Below are 16,519 nucleotides of genomic sequence, written 5' to 3'. Positions count from 1 at the left end.
GCCCCGTCGCTGTATGAACTCGTCGTACGGGCAGTCGGCAGAACGTCAGTCGTCCGCCGGTTCGCCGGCGGGCGCGGCCGTCGGGCGCAGCCAGAGCCAGCCCAGGAAGAAGAGCCCGAGGGCGAGCATCCCGAGGCCCGTCCACAGGTTGATGTTGATGTCCTCGGCCTTCTTCAGGTCGGCGTCGGACGCGGTGATCCCGGCGATCGTCACGATGATTCCGTAGACGACGAACAGGCCGCCGATGATGCGCCGGATGTCGAAGAGGCGTGCGGCCGTCGCGGACTTGCGCTCCAGCTCGGAGACTTCGTCGTGCAGCGCGGAGTTGTGCGGCTCGGACATGGTGTTCGGTCCTCCGATCGGTCTAGAGCGAGTACGGCAGGTAGCAGGCCGCGGCGAGCACGATGGCGCCCCAGCCGAGCAGCGCGGGCTTGCGGTACCAGGCGTCGTCGCCCTCCTCCGTGCCCTCGTCCTCCAGGCCCGGCGAGGCCGTTCCGTAGACCAGGCCCGCCAGCTCGGCCTCCGGCTTGGGCGCGGTGAAGAGCGTGACCACGACCATCACGACGGCACCGGCGACGAAGCCGACGATCGCCGAGACGAAATTCGCGCCCTGGTCGGTCGGGATGTCGATGACGCCCTGCTTGTAGATCCAGAAGTAGTTGACCATCGCGGCGCCGGTGCCCGCGACGAGGCCCCACACGCCGGACTTCATCGAGGCCCGCTTCCAGAACATGCCGATGATGAAGACGACGAACATCGGGACGTTGAAGAAGGAGAAGAGGGTCTGCAGGTACCCCATGATGTTCGAGAACGACGAGGCGATGAACGCCGTGCCGATCGAGGCGAGCACGCCGATCGCGGTGATGAGCCGCCCGAACTTGAGGTAGTAGCCGTCCTCGCGGTCCTTGATCACGTACTTCGCCCAGATGTCGTACGTGAACACGGTGTTGAAGGACGAGACGTTCGCCGCCATACCCGCCATGAACGCGGCGAGCAGACCGGTGACCGCGATGCCGAGGACGCCGTTGGGCAGCAGCTCCTGCATCAGATAGGGGATCGCGTCGTTGTACGTCAGGTCGGAGCCGGCCGTGCCGATCTTCGGGACGAGGACGGCGGCGACCAGACCCGGGATCATCACCAGGAAGACGATGAAGATCTTCGGGAAGGCGGCGATCAGCGGGGTGCGCTGGGCGGCGCTGAGGTTCTTCGCGGAGAGGGCGCGCTGGACCTCGGCGAAGTTGGTCGTCCAGTAGCCGAAGGAGAGCACGAAGCCGAGGCCGAGGATGATCGTCAGCCAGTTGGCGCCGAGCGGGTTGGCGTCACCGATGCCGGTGCCGCCCCAGGCGGTCATGAAGTTCTCGCCGTGCTGCTTCTCGATGGATCCGGTGAGACCGTCCCAGCCGCCGACCTTCTTCAGGCCGATGACGCAGATCGGGATCAGCGCGGCGAGGATCACGAAGAACTGCAGGACTTCGTTGTAGATGGCCGAGGAGAGGCCGCCGATCGTGATGTACGCGAGGACGAAGAGTCCCGCGACGACGATCGCCACCCACTGCGGCCAGCCGAGGAGCGCCTCGACGACGATCGAGAGGGCGTAGAGGTTCACGCCCGCGATGAGGATCGCCGCGAAGGCGAAGAGCGCCGAGCTGAGCAGGTGCGCCGACTTGTCGAAACGCTGGAGCAGGAACTCGGGGACGGAGCGGACCTTGCTGCGGTAGTAGAACGGCATCATGACCAGGCCGAGGAAGACCATGGCCGGGATGGCGCCGATCCAGTACCAGTGGACGACCGCGACGCCGTACTGCGCGCCGGTGGCGGCCATGCCCAGGATCTCGGTGGCGCCCAGGTTCGCGGCGACGAAGGCGAGACCGGTGACCCACGCGGGCAGGGAGCGGCCCGAGAGGAAGAAGTCGAGACTGGTCTTCACGGAGCGCCGGGCGGCGAAGCCGATGCCGAGGACCACGGCGAAGTAGATCGCCAGGATCGCGTAGTCGAGGCCGTTGGTGGGCAGCCGAAGCCCCTCGGCCAGGGTTGTCGTGGTGGGGGACTGCATGTGAACTCGCTTCGTTGCGCGAACGGATCAGACGGGAACCTACGCCTCCCGCTTCAATAACTGAACAGTTCTGTTGGTGTTCTTTGTTTGATTGTGATCGTTGACGTTGCTGTTGGCTTGTGGTTTGTTATGTTCGGTTCTGTTGGGTGGGTGATGAGGAGCCCCGGACGTGAAGAAGACCTCGACCCGTCTCGCCGACGGTCGTGAGCTCATCTACTACGACGTGCGCGACGACACCGTGCGCGACGCCGTCGACCGGCGCCCGCTCGCGCCCGTCGCCACCACGTCGGAGGTCCGCGAGGACCCTCTGCTCGGCGACTCCGTGGCCATCGCCTCGCACCGACAGGGGCGCACCTACCACCCGCCCGCCGACGAGTGCCCCCTGTGCCCGTCCGCCGGGGACCGGCTCAGCGAGATCCCCGACGCGGCGTACGACGTCGTGGTCTTCGAGAACCGCTTCCCCTCGCTCGCGGGCGACGCGGGCCGCTGCGAGGTCGTCTGCTTCACCTCCGACCACGACGCGTCCTTCGCGGACCTCGCCCCCGGGCAGGCCGCGCTCGTCCTGGAGGCGTGGACCGACCGGACCGCCGAGCTCTCCCACCTGCCCTCCGTCGAGCAGGTGTTCTGCTTCGAGAACCGCGGCGCCGAGATCGGCGTGACCCTCGGCCATCCGCACGGGCAGATCTACGCGTACCCCTTCGTCACCCCGCGCACGAACCTGATGCTGCGCTCGCTCGCCGCGTTCAAGGAGTCGACGGGCGGCGGCAACCTCTTCGACGACGTCGTCGCCAGGGAGAGCAAGGGGGAGCGGGTCGTCCTGGAGGGCGAACACTGGATCGCGTTCGTGCCGTACGCGGCGCACTGGCCCTACGAGGTCCACCTCTACCCCAAGCGCCGGGTGCCCGACCTGCTCGCGCTCGACGAGGCGGCGCGCGCGGAGTTCCCACAGGTCTATCTGGAACTCCTGAGGCGCTTCGACCGGATCTTCGGCGCGGACGAGAACCCCACCCCCTACATCGCCGCCTGGCACCAGGCGCCCTTCGGGGCGCTGGAGGGACATGACGGGATCAACCGGGACGACTTCGCCCTCCATCTCGAACTTTTCACGATTCGCCGCACTTCGGGCAAGCTGAAGTTCCTCGCGGGTTCCGAATCCGGTATGAGCGTGTTCATCAACGACGTGCCGCCGGAAGCCGCGGCCCAGCGACTGCGAGAGGTAGCGAGTTCATGAGCGGTAAGTACCTGGTCACCGGTGGCGCGGGCTATGTCGGGAGCGTGGTGGCCCAGCATCTGCTCGAGGCCGGGCACGAGGTGACCGTCCTCGACAACCTCTCGACCGGCTTCCGCGAAGGCGTCCCCGCCGGTGCCTCGTTCATCGAGGGCGACATCCGCGATGCCGCCAAGTGGCTGGACTCCTCCTACGACGCCGTACTCCACTTCGCCGCCTTCTCGCAGGTCGGCGAGTCCGTCGTGAAGCCCGAGAAGTACTGGGACAACAACGTCGGCGGCACCATGGCCCTGCTCGCCGCCATGCGCGACGCCGACGTGCGCAGGCTCGTCTTCTCCTCCACGGCCGCGACGTACGGCGAGCCCGTGAACACCCCCATCACGGAGACCGACCCCACCGCCCCCACCTCGCCCTACGGCGCCTCGAAGCTCGCCGTCGACCACATGATCACCGGGGAGGCGGCCGCGCACGGCCTGGCCGCCGTCTCGCTGCGCTACTTCAACGTCGCGGGCGCGTACGGCGACTGTGGTGAGCGCCACGACCCGGAGTCGCACCTCATCCCGCTCGTCCTCCAGGTCGCGCAGGGCAGGCGCGAGGCGATCAGCGTCTTCGGCGACGACTACCCGACCCCCGACGGGACCTGCGTCCGCGACTACATCCACGTCGCCGACCTCGCCGAGGCCCACCTCCTCGCCGTCGCGGCCGCCACCCACGGCGAGCACCTCATCTGCAACCTCGGCAACGGCAACGGCTTCTCCGTGCGCGAGGTCATCGAGACCGTCCGCAAGGTGACCGGGCACCCGATCCCCGAGGTCGTGGCCCCGCGCCGGGGCGGCGACCCGGCGGTCCTCGTCGCGTCCGCGGCCACCGCGCGCGAGCGGCTCGGCTGGAATCCGTCCCGCGCGGACCTCGCGGGCATCGTCGCCGACGCCTGGGCGTTCGCCCAGCGCTGACCTGACCTGACCGGGATCGAGGGGTAACTGATGGACGTAGCGGGGAAGTTCGCCGAGCTGTACGGGTACGAGCCGGAGGGCGTCTGGTCGGCGCCCGGCCGGGTCAACCTGATCGGCGAGTACACGGACTTCAACGAGGGCTTCGTCATGCCGCTCGCGCTGCCGCACACCGCGGTGGCGGCGGTGGCGCGCCGCACCGACGGCGTGCTGCGGCTGCACTCCGCGGACATCGACGCCCCCGTCGCCGAACTCCGCGTCGACGCCCTCGAACCCCTCTCGAAGTACGGGCAGGGCGGCTGGGCCGCCTACCCCGCCGGTGTCGTGTGGGCGCTGCGGGACGCGGGACACGACGTCTCCGGCGGCGCCGACATCCACCTCGCCTCGACCGTGCCGACCGGGGCGGGCCTCTCTTCGTCGGCCGCCCTGGAGGTCGTCACGGCACTCGCCATGAACGACCTCTACGGACTCGGCCTGGACCGGCCGCGCCTCGCGGTCCTCGCCCAGCGCGCCGAGAACGCCTTCGTCGGCGTGCCGTGCGGCGTCATGGACCAGATGGCGTCCGCGTGCGCCACGGAGGGCCACGCCCTGCACCTGGACTGCCGCGACCTGGCGATACGGCAGGTCCCCTTCGACCTCGCCGCGCACGGCCTGCGGCTGCTCGTCGTCGACACCCGCGTCAAGCACGAGCTGGGCGACGGGGCGTACGCGGAGCGGCGGGCCGGCTGCGAGGAGGGCGCGCGCGTCCTCGGCGTCCCGCACCTGCGGGACATCGCGTACGACGAACTCCCGGCGGCGCTGGCCCAGTTGACGGACGACAGGATCCGCCGCTATGTCCGCCACATCGTCTCGGACAACCACCGCGTCGAGCGGGTCATCGGCCTCCTCGACTCCGGCGACGTCCGCGCGACCGGCCCCGTCCTCACCGAAGGGCACGCCTCGCTCCGCGACGACCTGCGCATCTCCTGCCCCGAGCTGGACCTGGTCGTCACCTCCGCGAACGCTGCGGGCGCGCTCGGCGCCCGGATGACCGGCGGCGGCTTCGGCGGCTCCGCGGTCGTCCTGGTGGAGTCGGCGGACGAGGACACGGTGACGAAGTCGGTCCTGGAGGCCTTCGCCACGGCGGGCTTCACGGCGCCGCGCGTGTTCCCCGCGGAGGCGTCGGCGGGGGCGCGGCGGGAGGCCTGAGCGGGCGAAAGGGCGCCGAGGGAGCCGCCGGAAAAGTTTTTCGGAACAGGTGCCGTGGACCGGTCACACTCCCGTGGCCGGTTCCGTCAGGGCAGTGAAAAAGCCACCGCCCGATGAGGAGCACCCGCCATGTCCACAACCTGTGCAGTCGTCACGCTGGTCGCCGCCGCGATGGTGGCCTTCTCCGCCGTCTCCGTCTTCCTGCGCGCCGAGTGGGTCGTGAAGCCCATCGCCGACTACGGCATCCCCATGGCGTGGCTGCCCTGGCTCGGCACCGCCAAGGCCGCGGGCGCGCTGGGCCTGGTCGCGGGCCTGTTCGTGCCCGTCGTCGGGGCCGTCGCGGGCATCGCCCTGGTGCTGTACTTCGCCGGTGCCGTCGTCACCGTGGTGCGGGCGCGCTGGTACACGCACATCCCGTTCCCGCTGATGTACGCGGCGCCGGTGATCGGCGCCCTGGCCCTGGGCCTCGCGGCCTGAGACCCGTCGTCACCGGTGCTCTCAGCCGAGCCGCTTGGTGAGCGTGAACTCCTTGACGCCCTCGGGGTAGTCGGGGATCACGCTCACCAGCTCGTACCCCTGGTTCCGGTAGAAGCCGGGAGCCTGGAAGTCCCAGGTCTCCACACGGGAGTTGACGCACCCGCGCTCCTCGCGGGCCACCCGCTCCGCCTCGGCCAGAAGGCGCGAACCGAGCCCCGCCCCGCGGTGCCGGTCGTCGACCCAGAGGTGGTTCACGTGCAGCCAGCGCGCCCACGTGTGCGCTGCGAGGCCCGCCGCGAGGCCGCCCCGCCCGTCCAACGCCCATACGGCCAGCGGGACTTCCTGGTCCTCACGCGTCCCGCGCAGGGCTCTGAGCTCCGGTGACGCCGCCGTGTTCGTCTCGCTCAGCCGCGAGCGAAGCAGACCGAGCCGCTCCTTGTCGACTCCCGTCTCAATACGAAACATAAGGCTCACCATAAACGCGCTGGCCAACCAGTTCTGCAAATCACCTTCCGCTCCCGGCGTCCGGCCCTACTCTGAAGGGCAGTGCCGGTGGGGGCCGGCACTGATCAGGGGGCGAGACAGTCGGGTACGGCGCCCGGCGTGGGGGTGGCGGTGACAGCGCGGCGGCGGCCGTGCGACCGCGTCAAGCCTCCGCTCCGTGCGCCGTACCCGCACCAGGCGTTCTCCGATGATGGGGTATCCCCCGCTTCCGGCAGGGAGCGTGGGGAAGGGGGTTTCTGTGGTTCGCATTCGAGTCCTGGTCGTCGACGACCACCGCATCTTCGCCGAGTCGCTGGCCGCGGCGCTCGCGGCCGAACCGGACGTCGACGTGTCCGCGGCCGGCAGCGGCCCCGCCGCGCTGCGCTGCCTGGAGCGCGCGGTCACCGAAGGCCGCAGATACGACGTGCTGCTCGTCGACGCCGACCTCGGCAGCACCGCGAGCGCACTTCAGGGCACGCGGCCCGCGGTCTCCGTGCAGGACGGCAACGCCGACGGGCTCGTCGACGGCATCTCGTTGGTCGCGGGTGTCCGTTCGGGCCAGCCCGCCGTGCGCACGGTCGTGCTCGCCGAGAAGGACGACCCGCGCCGCGCGGCGCTCGCCCTCCAGGCGGGCGCGTCGGGCTGGGTCGCCAAGGACTGCTCGCTGTCCCGTCTCCTGACGGTCATACGCGGCGTGCTCCGCGACGAGACCCACCTGCCGCCCGCCCTGCTCACCGGCGTCCTGCGCGAGCTGACCGCGGCCCGCAAGCACCGCACCGAGTCCGAGCGGCTCGTGGAGTCGCTGACCCCGCGTGAGCGGGAGGTGCTGCGCTGCATGGTGGCGGGGCTCGGCCGCAAGGCGGTCGCCGAGCGGCTCTTCCTCTCCCCGCACACGGTGCGGACGCACATGCAGAACGTGCTGGGGAAGCTGGGCGTCCACTCCACCCTCGCCGCCGTGGCGCTCGCCCGGCGCGCGGGCGTGGGACCCGCCGACCTAGCCGGGGATGTTGTCGAACGGGGCGGTCAGCTGGCGTAGCAGCGCGGCCAGTTCGGCGCGCTGGGCGCGGGAGAGCTCCGCGAGGATCGCCCGCTCCTGTTCGAGCAGTCCGGCTAGGGCCTGGTCCGCGCGGTCCCGGCCCTCGGCGGTCAGGCGTACGAGGACGCCGCGCCGGTCGCTCGGATCGGGCAGACGCTCGACGAGGCCCTTCTTCGCGAGGCGGTCGATGCGGTTCGTCATGGTGCCCGAGGTCACCAGGGTCTGGGTGAGCAGCTGCCCGGGGGAGAGCTGGTAGGGCGCGCCCGCGCGCCGCAGCGACGTCAGGACGTCGAACTCCCACGGCTCCAGGTTGTGCTCCGAGAAGGCGAGCCTGCGGGCGCGGTCCAGGTGCCGCGCGAGCCTGCTCACGCGGCTGAGCACCTCGAGTGGTTCCACGTCGAGGTCAGGGCGCTCCCGGCGCCACGCTGCGACCAGCCGATCGACCTCGTCCTCCATGACGATCAGTGTAGGGGGTCTGTCGACGTGAAGTCTCTTGACGTCAAGATACCTCGGGTTCAGGATGAGGCCAGACCCCCGTAACCGAGGAGGCCCACGCCCATGCCTGCCGAGCCCCCCATGCCTACCGAGCCCCCCATGTCTGCCGCCGCCACCTGGGACCCCCACCAGTACCTCCGCCACGCCGACCACCGCTCCCGCCCCTTCGCCGACCTGCTGGCCCGCGTCCCGGAACTCCCCGCGTCCGGGCGCCCGCCCCGCATCGCCGACCTCGGCTGCGGCCCCGGCAACGTCACCCGGCTCCTCACGGCCCGCTGGCCCACCGCGCACGTCACGGGCTTCGACAACTCGGCGGCGATGCTGGCGAGGGCGGCGGAACTGGCGGGCCCCACGGAGGGCGGCGGCCGCCTGGACTTCGAGTGGACGGACGCCGCAGCCTGGACCCCGGCCCCCGGCACATACGACCTGATCCTCTCCAACGCGACCCTGCAATGGGTGCCGGGCCACACCGCCTCCTTCCCGGCGTGGATCGAGGCGCTCACACCCGGCGGAACGTTCGCCTTCCAGGTGCCGGGCAACTTCGACGCGCCGAGCCACGTCCTGATGCGCGACCTCGCCGCGTCCCCCCGCTGGCGCGACCGCCTCGGCGACGTCCTGCGCCACGCGGACGCGGTGCTCTCGCCGGGCGCGTACCTGGCACGGCTCGCGGACCTCGGCTGCGAGGTCGACGCGTGGGAGACGACGTACCAGCACCTCCTCGCGGGCGAGGACCCGGTCCTGGACTGGGTGAAGGGCACGGGCCTGCGCCCGGTCCTGACGGCCCTGTCGGACGACGCGGCGGCGACGGAGAAGTTCCTGAAGGAGTACGGCACCCTCCTCCGCGAGGCCTACCCACCCACACCTCACGGCACGGTGTTCCCGTTCCGCAGGGTGTTCGCGGTGGCGCGGAGGGGGGACCGCTGATGCTCGCGGCGATCGACCACGTCCAGCTGGCGGCCCCGCCGGGCAGCGAGCCGGCGCTGCGCGCGTACTACGTCGACGTGCTCGGCATGACGGAGGTCCCGAAGCCGCCGGTTCCGGCGGCACGCGGCGGCTGCTGGTTCGAGACGGGCGACGTCCGCCTCCACCTGGGCATCGAGCCGGACCGCTTCTACTCGGAGGACCCGGTGGGGAACCGGCTGGAGTTCCTGGAGTGCGAGCTCGGCTGACGGGCACTTGGCGGTGCGAGGTGAACGGGTGGGTGGGTGGGAGAGGCCGCCGCGGAGCGGCGGGGCAGGGTGCGGTGTGGGGCGCCCGGACGGACGCCGGCCCCGGAGGTCAGCTCTTGCGGTGGCCTATCAGGCGCGGCTTGGGCTCCAGGCCGTCCAACCCGTGCCACGCCAGATTGACCAGGTGCGCCGCCACCTCGGCCTTCTTCGGCTTGCGCGCGTCCAGCCACCACTGCCCCGTCAGCGCGACCATGCCGACCAGCGCCTGCGCGTACAGCGGAGCGAGTTTCTGGTCGAAGCCGCGGCCCTTGAACTCCTGGCCGAGGATGTCCTCGACCTGCGTGGCGATGTCGGAGATGAGGGAGGCGAAGGTGCCGGTGGACTGGGCCACCGGGGAGTCGCGGACCAGGATGCGGAAGCCGTCCGTGTACGTCTCGATGTAGTCCAGCAGGGCGAACGCGGCCTGTTCGAGGAGTTCCCGCGGGTGTCCCGCGGTGAGCGCGCCCGTCACCATGTCCAGGAGCTGCCGCATCTCGCGGTCCACCACGACCGCGTACAGCCCCTCCTTGCCGCCGAAGTGCTCGTACACGACCGGCTTGGAGACCCCCGCCTTCGCGGCGATCTCCTCCACGGACGTGCCCTCGAAGCCCTTGGCGGCGAACAGGGTGCGGCCGATGTCCAGCAGCTGTTCCCGCCGCTCGGCACCCGTCATACGGGTCCGGCGGGTACGCCGGGGCTGCTTCTCTTTGCCGGCAGGGATGGAATTGCTGGAGTCGGTCGCCACGTCGTCAATCATGCCGCGTCGGACGCGGCGGCCCCGCGCCGGGACTCGACCGCACCCTCCGGCTTGCGGCGCGAGTCGATGCGCGACTGCGACGGCCACCGCACGTCGTACGCCCAGCCGAGCTGCTCGCACCAGCGGATGATCCGTGCCGACGAGTCGACCTGGCCCCGCATCACCCCGTGCCGCGCCGACGTCGGGTCGGCGTGGTGGAGGTTGTGCCAGGACTCGCCGCAGGACAGCACCGCGAGCCACCACACGTTGCCCGAGCGGTCACGGGACTTGAAGGGGCGCTTGCCCACCGCGTGGCAGATCGAGTTGATGGACCACGTGACGTGGTGCAGCAGCGCGACGCGGACCAGCGAACCCCAGAAGAACGCCGTGAACGCGCCCCACCACGACATCGTGACCAGGCCCCCGACCACCGGCGGGATGGCGAGGGAGACGATCGTCCAGAACAGGAACTGGCGCGAGATCCGGCGGATCGCCGGGTCCTTGATCAGGTCCGGCGCGTACTTCTCCTGCGACGTCTGCTCCTCGTCGAACATCCATCCGATGTGCGCCCACCACAGGCCCTTCATCAGCGCGGGAACCGTCTCGCCGAAGCGCCACGGGGAGTGCGGGTCGCCCTCCGCGTCGGAGAACTTGTGGTGCTTGCGGTGGTCGGCCACCCAGCGGACGAGGGGTCCCTCGACCGCCATGGAGCCCGCGACGGCCAGCGCGATGCGCAGCGGCCGCTTGGCCTTGAAGGAGCCGTGCGTGAAGTAGCGGTGGAAGCCGATGGTGATGCCGTGGCACCCCAGGTAGTACATGAGGACGAGCAGGCCGAGGTCCAGCCAGCTCACGCCCCAGCCCCAGGCCAGCGGCACCGCCGCGACCAGGGCGAGGAAGGGGACGGTGATGAAGAGCAGCAGCGCGATCTGTTCGAGCGAGCGCTTCTGCTCGCCGCCCAGCGTCGCCGACGGCGTCGCGACGGCGGTGGCCGTGGCAGTGGCGGTGGAGTTGGGGGAGCTCGCGTCCGCCCGTGGAGCGTCTGGAGCGTCGTCGATCACATCGGCCTCGGAGTACGCATCGGAGGTTGTCGTCATGGGCACGTCCCCTGTGGGGTCGAGGGTCGGGGTGGGAGCGGTGCGCGGGCACGGTTCCCGCAACGGCTGCGATACCGCGTTTCCTACGGTTCCGTAACCTACGGCGACGTAAGTATGGCAGTGCGGAGCCTCGCGGCAAGAGGCCGCGAGCTCTGTGCCCGATGTGACACCTATCCTTGGAGACGGTCGGACAGCGCGGTCCGCTCTGTATCTCCCCCCGGTATCCCCATCGGGGACCTCTCCCAGTCTTGAAGCGCTTCAACACTGCAAGGAGCCGCACCTGTGAGCAGTGCCGACGACCAGGGCCAGCAGGCCACCAGCACCGCCAGCACCGAGCTGCGCGCCGACATCCGCCGCCTCGGCGACCTGCTCGGCGAGACCCTCGTACGCCAGGAGGGCCCCGAGCTCCTCGACCTGGTCGAAAAGGTCCGCCGCCTGACGCGCGAGGACGGCGAGGCCGCCGCCACCCTCCTCGGTGGTACGGAACTGGAGACCGCGGCCAAGCTGGTCCGCGCCTTCTCCACGTACTTCCATCTGGCGAACGTGACCGAGCAGGTCCACCGCGGGCGCGAGCTGCGCGCCAAGCGTGCCGCCGAGGGCGGGCTCCTCGCGCGCACCGCGGACCGGCTCAAGGACGCCGACCCGGAGCACCTGCGCCAGACGGTGCAGCACCTCAACGTGCGCCCCGTCTTCACCGCGCACCCCACAGAGGCGGCCCGCCGCTCCGTGCTCAACAAGCTCCGCCGTGTCGCCGAGCTCCTGGAGACGCCGGTCATCGAGTCCGACCGGCGCCGCCACGACGTGCGGCTCGCCGAGAACATCGACCTGGTGTGGCAGACCGACGAGCTCCGCGTGGTGCGCCCCGAGCCCGCCGACGAGGCCCGCAACGCCATCTACTACCTCGACGAGCTGCACGCGGGCGCCGTCGGCGACGTCCTGGAGGACCTCACCGCCGAGCTGGAGCGCGTCGGCGTCGAGCTGCCCGAGGGCACCCGCCCCCTCAGCTTCGGCACCTGGATCGGCGGCGACCGCGACGGCAACCCGAACGTGACGCCCGCCGTCACCTGGGACGTCCTGATCCTCCAGCACGAGCACGGGATCAACGACGCGCTCGACATGATCGACGAGCTGCGCGGCTTCCTCTCCAACTCCATCCGCTACACGGGAGCGACCGAGGAGCTGAAGACCTCCCTCCAGAGCGACCTGGAGCGGCTGCCCGAGATCAGCCCCCGCTACAAGCGCCTCAACGCGGAGGAGCCCTACCGCCTCAAGGCCACCTGCATCCGGCAGAAGCTGGAGAACACCAAGCAGCGCCTGGCCAGGGGCACCGCGCACGAGGAGGGCCGCGACTACCTCGGCACCGCCGAGCTCCTGCACGACCTCACGCTCATCCAGACCTCGCTGCGCGAGCACAAGGGCGCCCTGTTCGCCGACGGCCGGATGAACCGCACCATCCGCACCCTCGCTGCCTTCGGTCTCCAGCTCGCCACGATGGACGTACGCGAGCACGCGGACGCCCACCACCACGCGCTCGGCCAGCTCTTCGACCGGCTCGGCGAGGAGTCCTGGCGGTACGCGGACATGCCGCGCGAGTACCGCCAGAAGCTGCTCGCCAAGGAGCTCAGGTCCCGGCGTCCCCTCGGCCCGTCCCCGGCGCCGGTCGACGCGGCGGGCGAGAAGACCCTCGGTGTCTTCCTCACCGTCAAGAAGGCCCTGGAGGTCTTCGGCCCGGAGGTCATCGAGTCGTACATCATCTCGATGTGCCAGGGCGCGGACGACGTGTTCGCCGCGGCGGTCCTCGCGCGCGAGGCGGGCCTCATCGACCTGCACGCGGGCTGGGCGAAGATCGGCATCGTGCCGCTCCTGGAGACGACCGACGAGCTGCGCGCCGCCGACGTGATCCTCGACGAGATGCTCGCCGACCCGTCGTACCGCCGCCTGGTCGCCCTGCGCGGCGACGTCCAGGAGGTCATGCTCGGCTACTCGGACTCCTCCAAGTTCGGCGGCATCACCACGTCCCAGTGGGAGATCCACCGCGCCCAGCGCAGGCTCCGTGACGTCGCCCACCGCTACGGCGTGCGCCTGCGCCTCTTCCACGGCCGCGGCGGCACCGTCGGCCGCGGCGGCGGCCCCTCGCACGACGCGATCCTCGCGCAGCCGTGGGGCACGCTGGAGGGCGAGATCAAGGTGACCGAGCAGGGCGAGGTCATCTCCGACAAGTACCTCGTGCCGTCACTGGCCCGCGAGAACCTCGAACTGACCGTCGCGGCGACGCTGCAGGCCTCCGCCCTGCACACCGCCCCGCGCCAGTCCGACGAGGCTCTCGCCCGCTGGGACGCCGCGATGGACGTCGTCTCGGACGCCGCGCACTCCGCGTACCGCAAGCTGGTCGAGGACCCGGACCTGCCGAACTACTTCCTCGCGTCGACCCCCGTCGACCAGCTCGCCGACCTGCACCTCGGCTCCCGGCCCTCGCGACGCCCCGGCTCGGGCGTCTCGCTCGACGGCCTGCGCGCCATCCCGTGGGTCTTCGGCTGGACCCAGTCCCGGCAGATCGTGCCCGGCTGGTTCGGTGTCGGCTCGGGCCTCAAGGCGCTGCGCGAGGCGGGCCTGGACACGGTCCTCGACGAGATGCACGAGCACTGGCACTTCTTCCGCAACTTCATCTCCAACGTCGAGATGACCCTCGCTAAGACGGACCTGCGGATCGCCAGGCACTACGTGGACACGCTCGTGCCCGATGAGCTCAAGCACGTCTTCGACATGATCGAGGAGGAGCACGAGCTGACCGTCCGCGAGGTCCTGCGCATCACGGGCGGGAACGAACTCCTCGACTCCCACCCGGCGCTCCAGCAGACCTTCGCGATCCGCGACGCCTACCTGGACCCGATCTCCTACCTCCAGGTGGCCCTGCTCAAGCGCCAGCGCGACGAGGCCGCCGCGGGCACCGACCCGGACCCGCTCCTGGGCCGGGCCCTGCTGCTCACGGTGAACGGCGTGGCGGCGGGCCTCCGCAACACCGGCTGACCTGCCCCTGCAGACGCCGACGGCCCCGTCCGAGCACAGGCTCGGGTGGGGCCGTCCGCGTACGAGGGGCTCCGGAGCGCCTCAGGAGTTGTACGTGCTCTGCGCGCGTTCCAGGCCGTCCGTGATCAGGGACTCCACCGCGTCGGCCGCGCGGTCCACGAAGTAGTCGAGTTCCTTGCGTTCCGTCGAGGAGAAGTCCTTGAGGACGAAGTCCGCGACCTGCATGCGGCCCGGCGGGCGGCCGATGCCGAAGCGGACGCGGTGGTAGTCGGGGCCCATCGCCTTGGTCATCGACTTCAGGCCGTTGTGGCCGTTGTCGCCGCCGCCCAGCTTCAGGCGCAGCGTGCCGTAGTCGATGTCCAGCTCGTCGTGGACCGCGACGATGTTCGCCGTGGGGACCTTGTAGAAGTCGCGGAGCGCGGTGACGGGGCCGCCCGAGACGTTCATGTACGACATGGGCTTGACCAGGATGACGCGGCGGTTCGCGGGGCCCGGCGCCCCGATCCGGCCCTCGACCACCTGCGCCTGCGCCTTGCCGGCCCGCTTGAACTTGCCGCCGATGCGCTGCGCGAGCAGGTCGGCCACCATGAAGCCCACGTTGTGCCGGTTCATGGCGTACTCGGGGCCCGGATTGCCGAGGCCCGCGATCAGCCAGGGGGCGCTGGCGTCGGTCGTCACGTGCATGTCTCCTTCATACGCGCATCACTGGCTCGGAGCCTCGTGGGCTCACGCGCGGCAGCCGCCGCCCCCCGTGGAGGAGCGGCGGCTGCCGTGTGGAACGTGTGTCGCGGAGGCTCAGGCCTCGGCGGCCTCGTCGCCCTCGGACTCGGCCGGGGCCTCCTCGGCCTGCGCGGCCAGGACCTGGAGGACGACGGTGTCGTCCTCGACGGCCAGCGTGGTGCCGGAGGGCAGCGGGATGTCCTTGGCGAGGACCGACGCGCCGGCGTCCAGGCCCGCCACGGAGACGGTGACCGACTCCGGGATGTGGGTGGCCTCGGCCTCGACCGGGAGGGTGTTCAGGACGTGCTCGAGCAGGTTGTTGCCCGGCGCCAGGTCGCCCTCGGTGTGGACGGGGATCTCGACGGTGACCTTCTCGCCGCGCTTCACGATGAGCAGGTCGACGTGCTCGAGGATGCCGATGCGGAGGGCGTCGCGCTGGACGGCCTTCGGGATGACGAGCTCGCTGCGGCCGTCGATGTCCAGGTTGATCAGGACGTTCGAGGTCTTCAGCGCCATGAGGGTGTCGTGGTGCGGAAGGGCGATGTGGACCGGCTCCGAGCCGTGGCCGTAGACGACGGCGGGCAGCTTGTCGGCGCGACGCAGACGGCGGGCCGCACCCTTGCCGAACTCGGTACGGGTCTCGGCGGTGATCTTCACCTCGGACATGTGCACTCCTCGTATATGCAGTGACGGAAAAGAATCGGTCACCCGGCCACGAACGGCCTGCTACGAAGAGCGCGTCGATAACGGACAGCCACACAGAAAAGTGCGGCCTCCCTCGCCGAGCAACTTCAGCAGTCTACTCGGCGACGGAGGCCGCACCAAAAGGATCTTCTAGCGGTCGTTCTACTGCTCGTCGAAGAGGCTCGTCACCGAACCGTCCTCGAAGACCTCGCGCACCGCGTTCGCGATCGTCGGCGCGATGGAGAGCACCGTGATCTTGTCGAGCTCCAGCTCGCTCGGCGTGGGCAGCGTGTCCGTGAAGACGAACTCGCTGACCTTCGAGTTCTTCAGGCGGTCCGCGGCCGGGCCCGAGAGGACGCCGTGCGTGGCCGTGACGATGACGTCCTCCGCGCCGTGCGCGAACAGGGCGTCGGCGGCGGCGCAGATCGTGCCGCCCGTGTCGATCATGTCGTCGACCAGGACGCAGACGCGGCCCTTCACCTCACCGACGACCTCGTGCACGGTGACCTGGTTCGCGACGTCCTTGTCGCGGCGCTTGTGCACGATCGCGAGCGGCGCGCCGAGGCGGTCGCACCAGCGGTCGGCGACGCGCACGCGGCCGGCGTCGGGGGAGACCACGGTCAGCTTCGAGCGGTCGACCTTCGCGCCCACGTAGTCCGCGAGGATCGGCAGGGCGAAGAGGTGGTCGACCGGGCCGTCGAAGAAGCCCTGGATCTGGTCGGTGTGCAGGTCGACCGTGAGGATGCGGTCGGCACCCGCGGTCTTCATGAGGTCCGCGATCAGACGCGCCGAGATCGGTTCACGCCCGCGGTGCTTCTTGTCCTGGCGCGCGTAACCGTAGAACGGCACGATGACGGTGATGGAGCGGGCCGACGCGCGCTTCAGCGCGTCGATCATGATCAGCTGCTCCATGATCCACTTGTTGATCGGAGCGGTGTGGCTCTGGATCAGGAAGCAGTCGGCGCCGCGCGCCGACTCCTGGTAGCGGACGTAGATCTCGCCGTTGGCGAAATCGAAGGCCTTCGTCGGCACGATGCCGACACCCAGCTTGTGTGCGACCTCCTCGGCCAACTCGGGGTGGGCGCGGCCGGAGAAGAGCATCAGCTTCTTCTCGCCGGTCGTCTTGATCCCGGTCACAGC

At 70.4% G+C, this 16,519-nt stretch carries 17 protein-coding genes; 8 read left to right on the top strand and 9 right to left on the bottom strand.

Annotated features, from left to right (window positions below):
* Positions 1-45: 45 nt before the first annotated feature.
* Both DEJ49_RS14735 and DEJ49_RS14730 read right to left on the bottom strand, forming a co-directional pair.
* Positions 46-342, bottom strand: a complete 297-nt coding sequence (locus DEJ49_RS14735) for a hypothetical protein (RefSeq protein WP_150184540.1) — start codon at positions 340-342, stop codon at positions 46-48.
* A gap of 22 nt (positions 343-364) precedes the next feature.
* On the bottom strand, positions 365-2,053 hold the full coding sequence (locus tag DEJ49_RS14730) for a sodium:solute symporter family protein (protein WP_150184539.1): 1,689 nt from the start codon (positions 2,051-2,053) through the stop codon (positions 365-367).
* Positions 2,054-2,222: 169 nt separating this feature from the next.
* Between DEJ49_RS14730 and galT the strand changes: the two genes are divergently transcribed.
* The 4 genes from galT to DEJ49_RS14710 all read left to right on the top strand — a co-directional run bounded on the left by galT (position 2,223) and on the right by DEJ49_RS14710 (position 5,896).
* Positions 2,223-3,284: a galactose-1-phosphate uridylyltransferase gene (gene galT, locus DEJ49_RS14725; protein WP_150184538.1), complete on the top strand. Its 1,062-nt coding sequence runs from the start codon at positions 2,223-2,225 to the stop codon at positions 3,282-3,284.
* Complete coding sequence (gene galE / locus DEJ49_RS14720; RefSeq protein ID WP_150184537.1) at positions 3,281-4,234, top strand: UDP-glucose 4-epimerase GalE; 954 nt, start codon at positions 3,281-3,283, stop codon at positions 4,232-4,234. Before galT ends, galE begins: the two co-directional genes overlap by 4 nt.
* A gap of 30 nt (positions 4,235-4,264) precedes the next feature.
* Positions 4,265-5,419, top strand: coding sequence for a galactokinase (gene galK / locus DEJ49_RS14715; RefSeq protein WP_150184536.1), 1,155 nt, complete (start codon positions 4,265-4,267; stop codon positions 5,417-5,419).
* 129 nt (positions 5,420-5,548) lie between these two features.
* Positions 5,549-5,896, top strand: a complete 348-nt coding sequence (locus tag DEJ49_RS14710; protein ID WP_150184535.1) for a DoxX family protein — start codon at positions 5,549-5,551, stop codon at positions 5,894-5,896.
* A 21-nt stretch (positions 5,897-5,917) separates the two neighbouring features.
* Here DEJ49_RS14710 and DEJ49_RS14705 read toward each other — a convergent pair whose 3' ends face one another.
* Positions 5,918-6,373: a GNAT family N-acetyltransferase gene (locus DEJ49_RS14705; protein ID WP_150175665.1), complete on the bottom strand. Its 456-nt coding sequence runs from the start codon at positions 6,371-6,373 to the stop codon at positions 5,918-5,920.
* A gap of 265 nt (positions 6,374-6,638) precedes the next feature.
* On the opposite strand from DEJ49_RS14705, the gene DEJ49_RS14700 reads away from it, so the two are divergent.
* Complete coding sequence (locus DEJ49_RS14700) at positions 6,639-7,415, top strand: LuxR C-terminal-related transcriptional regulator (RefSeq protein WP_150184534.1); 777 nt, start codon at positions 6,639-6,641, stop codon at positions 7,413-7,415.
* On the opposite strand, the gene tamR is transcribed toward DEJ49_RS14700, so the two are convergent.
* Entirely contained in the window at positions 7,374-7,871 is a 498-nt protein-coding gene (tamR, locus tag DEJ49_RS14695) for a MarR family transcriptional regulator TamR (RefSeq protein ID WP_150168851.1), read from the bottom strand. The two genes, DEJ49_RS14700 and tamR, sit on opposite strands and share 42 nt — an antisense overlap.
* A gap of 138 nt (positions 7,872-8,009) precedes the next feature.
* On the opposite strand from tamR, the gene DEJ49_RS14690 reads away from it, so the two are divergent.
* Both DEJ49_RS14690 and DEJ49_RS14685 read left to right on the top strand, forming a co-directional pair.
* A complete protein-coding gene (locus DEJ49_RS14690) occupies positions 8,010-8,834 on the top strand; it encodes a trans-aconitate 2-methyltransferase (RefSeq protein WP_150184533.1) in 825 nt (274 codons plus the stop codon).
* Positions 8,834-9,079: a hypothetical protein gene (locus DEJ49_RS14685; protein ID WP_150184532.1), complete on the top strand. Its 246-nt coding sequence runs from the start codon at positions 8,834-8,836 to the stop codon at positions 9,077-9,079. Before DEJ49_RS14690 ends, DEJ49_RS14685 begins: the two co-directional genes overlap by 1 nt.
* A gap of 109 nt (positions 9,080-9,188) precedes the next feature.
* Here the strand turns inward: DEJ49_RS14685 and DEJ49_RS14680 are convergent, their stop codons facing one another.
* Together DEJ49_RS14680 and DEJ49_RS14675 are read right to left on the bottom strand one after the other, a co-directional pair.
* Positions 9,189-9,875, bottom strand: coding sequence for a TetR/AcrR family transcriptional regulator (locus tag DEJ49_RS14680; protein WP_150184531.1), 687 nt, complete (start codon positions 9,873-9,875; stop codon positions 9,189-9,191).
* Complete coding sequence (locus tag DEJ49_RS14675) at positions 9,872-10,948, bottom strand: acyl-CoA desaturase (protein ID WP_150184530.1); 1,077 nt, start codon at positions 10,946-10,948, stop codon at positions 9,872-9,874. The genes DEJ49_RS14680 and DEJ49_RS14675 overlap by 4 nt, the downstream gene beginning before the upstream one ends.
* A gap of 282 nt (positions 10,949-11,230) precedes the next feature.
* Here DEJ49_RS14675 and ppc point away from each other — a divergent pair, with 282 nt between their 5' ends.
* Positions 11,231-13,975 carry a phosphoenolpyruvate carboxylase gene (ppc, locus tag DEJ49_RS14670; protein WP_150184529.1) on the top strand — a complete coding sequence of 915 codons (2,745 nt, stop codon included), beginning with the start codon at positions 11,231-11,233 and terminating at the stop codon, positions 13,973-13,975.
* An 81-nt stretch (positions 13,976-14,056) separates the two neighbouring features.
* On the opposite strand, the gene pth is transcribed toward ppc, so the two are convergent.
* The 3 genes from pth to DEJ49_RS14655 all read right to left on the bottom strand — a co-directional run bounded on the left by pth (position 14,057) and on the right by DEJ49_RS14655 (position 16,516).
* Positions 14,057-14,659 (bottom strand): aminoacyl-tRNA hydrolase, encoded by a 603-nt coding sequence (gene pth, locus DEJ49_RS14665; RefSeq protein ID WP_150184528.1) that lies wholly within the window; start codon positions 14,657-14,659, stop codon positions 14,057-14,059.
* A 111-nt stretch (positions 14,660-14,770) separates the two neighbouring features.
* The gene (locus tag DEJ49_RS14660; protein WP_150184527.1) at positions 14,771-15,361 is read right to left on the bottom strand and encodes a 50S ribosomal protein L25/general stress protein Ctc; all 591 of its coding nucleotides are present in this window, start codon (positions 15,359-15,361) and stop codon (positions 14,771-14,773) included.
* A 180-nt stretch (positions 15,362-15,541) separates the two neighbouring features.
* Complete coding sequence (locus DEJ49_RS14655) at positions 15,542-16,516, bottom strand: ribose-phosphate diphosphokinase (RefSeq protein ID WP_150168841.1); 975 nt, start codon at positions 16,514-16,516, stop codon at positions 15,542-15,544.
* Positions 16,517-16,519 lie beyond the last annotated feature (3 nt).

Origin of the sequence: Streptomyces venezuelae (assembly GCF_008642335.1) — a bacterium.
In the GTDB taxonomy this organism is placed as follows: Bacteria; Actinomycetota; Actinomycetes; order Streptomycetales; family Streptomycetaceae; genus Streptomyces; species Streptomyces venezuelae_F.
The sequence above is the reverse complement of the archived record's forward strand: the minus strand, read 5'-3'. Positions and strand labels throughout refer to the sequence as shown.

What these genes read in the sequence shown, in the direction of transcription:
- DEJ49_RS14735 (WP_150184540.1), bottom strand. Translation starts at nt 342, where the DNA reads ATGTCCGAGCCGCACAACTCCGCGCTGCACGACGAAGTCTCCGAGCTG.
- DEJ49_RS14730 (WP_150184539.1), bottom strand. Translation starts at nt 2,053, where the DNA reads ATGCAGTCCCCCACCACGACAACCCTGGCCGAGGGGCTTCGGCTGCCC.
- galE (WP_150184537.1), top strand. Translation starts at nt 3,281, where the DNA reads ATGAGCGGTAAGTACCTGGTCACCGGTGGCGCGGGCTATGTCGGGAGC.
- galK (WP_150184536.1), top strand. Translation starts at nt 4,265, where the DNA reads ATGGACGTAGCGGGGAAGTTCGCCGAGCTGTACGGGTACGAGCCGGAG.
- DEJ49_RS14710 (WP_150184535.1), top strand. Translation starts at nt 5,549, where the DNA reads ATGTCCACAACCTGTGCAGTCGTCACGCTGGTCGCCGCCGCGATGGTG.
- DEJ49_RS14705 (WP_150175665.1), bottom strand. Translation starts at nt 6,373, where the DNA reads ATGGTGAGCCTTATGTTTCGTATTGAGACGGGAGTCGACAAGGAGCGG.
- tamR (WP_150168851.1), bottom strand. Translation starts at nt 7,871, where the DNA reads ATGGAGGACGAGGTCGATCGGCTGGTCGCAGCGTGGCGCCGGGAGCGC.
- DEJ49_RS14690 (WP_150184533.1), top strand. Translation starts at nt 8,010, where the DNA reads ATGTCTGCCGCCGCCACCTGGGACCCCCACCAGTACCTCCGCCACGCC.
- DEJ49_RS14685 (WP_150184532.1), top strand. Translation starts at nt 8,834, where the DNA reads ATGCTCGCGGCGATCGACCACGTCCAGCTGGCGGCCCCGCCGGGCAGC.
- DEJ49_RS14680 (WP_150184531.1), bottom strand. Translation starts at nt 9,875, where the DNA reads ATGATTGACGACGTGGCGACCGACTCCAGCAATTCCATCCCTGCCGGC.
- DEJ49_RS14675 (WP_150184530.1), bottom strand. Translation starts at nt 10,948, where the DNA reads ATGACGACAACCTCCGATGCGTACTCCGAGGCCGATGTGATCGACGAC.
- pth (WP_150184528.1), bottom strand. Translation starts at nt 14,659, where the DNA reads ATGCACGTGACGACCGACGCCAGCGCCCCCTGGCTGATCGCGGGCCTC.
- DEJ49_RS14660 (WP_150184527.1), bottom strand. Translation starts at nt 15,361, where the DNA reads ATGTCCGAGGTGAAGATCACCGCCGAGACCCGTACCGAGTTCGGCAAG.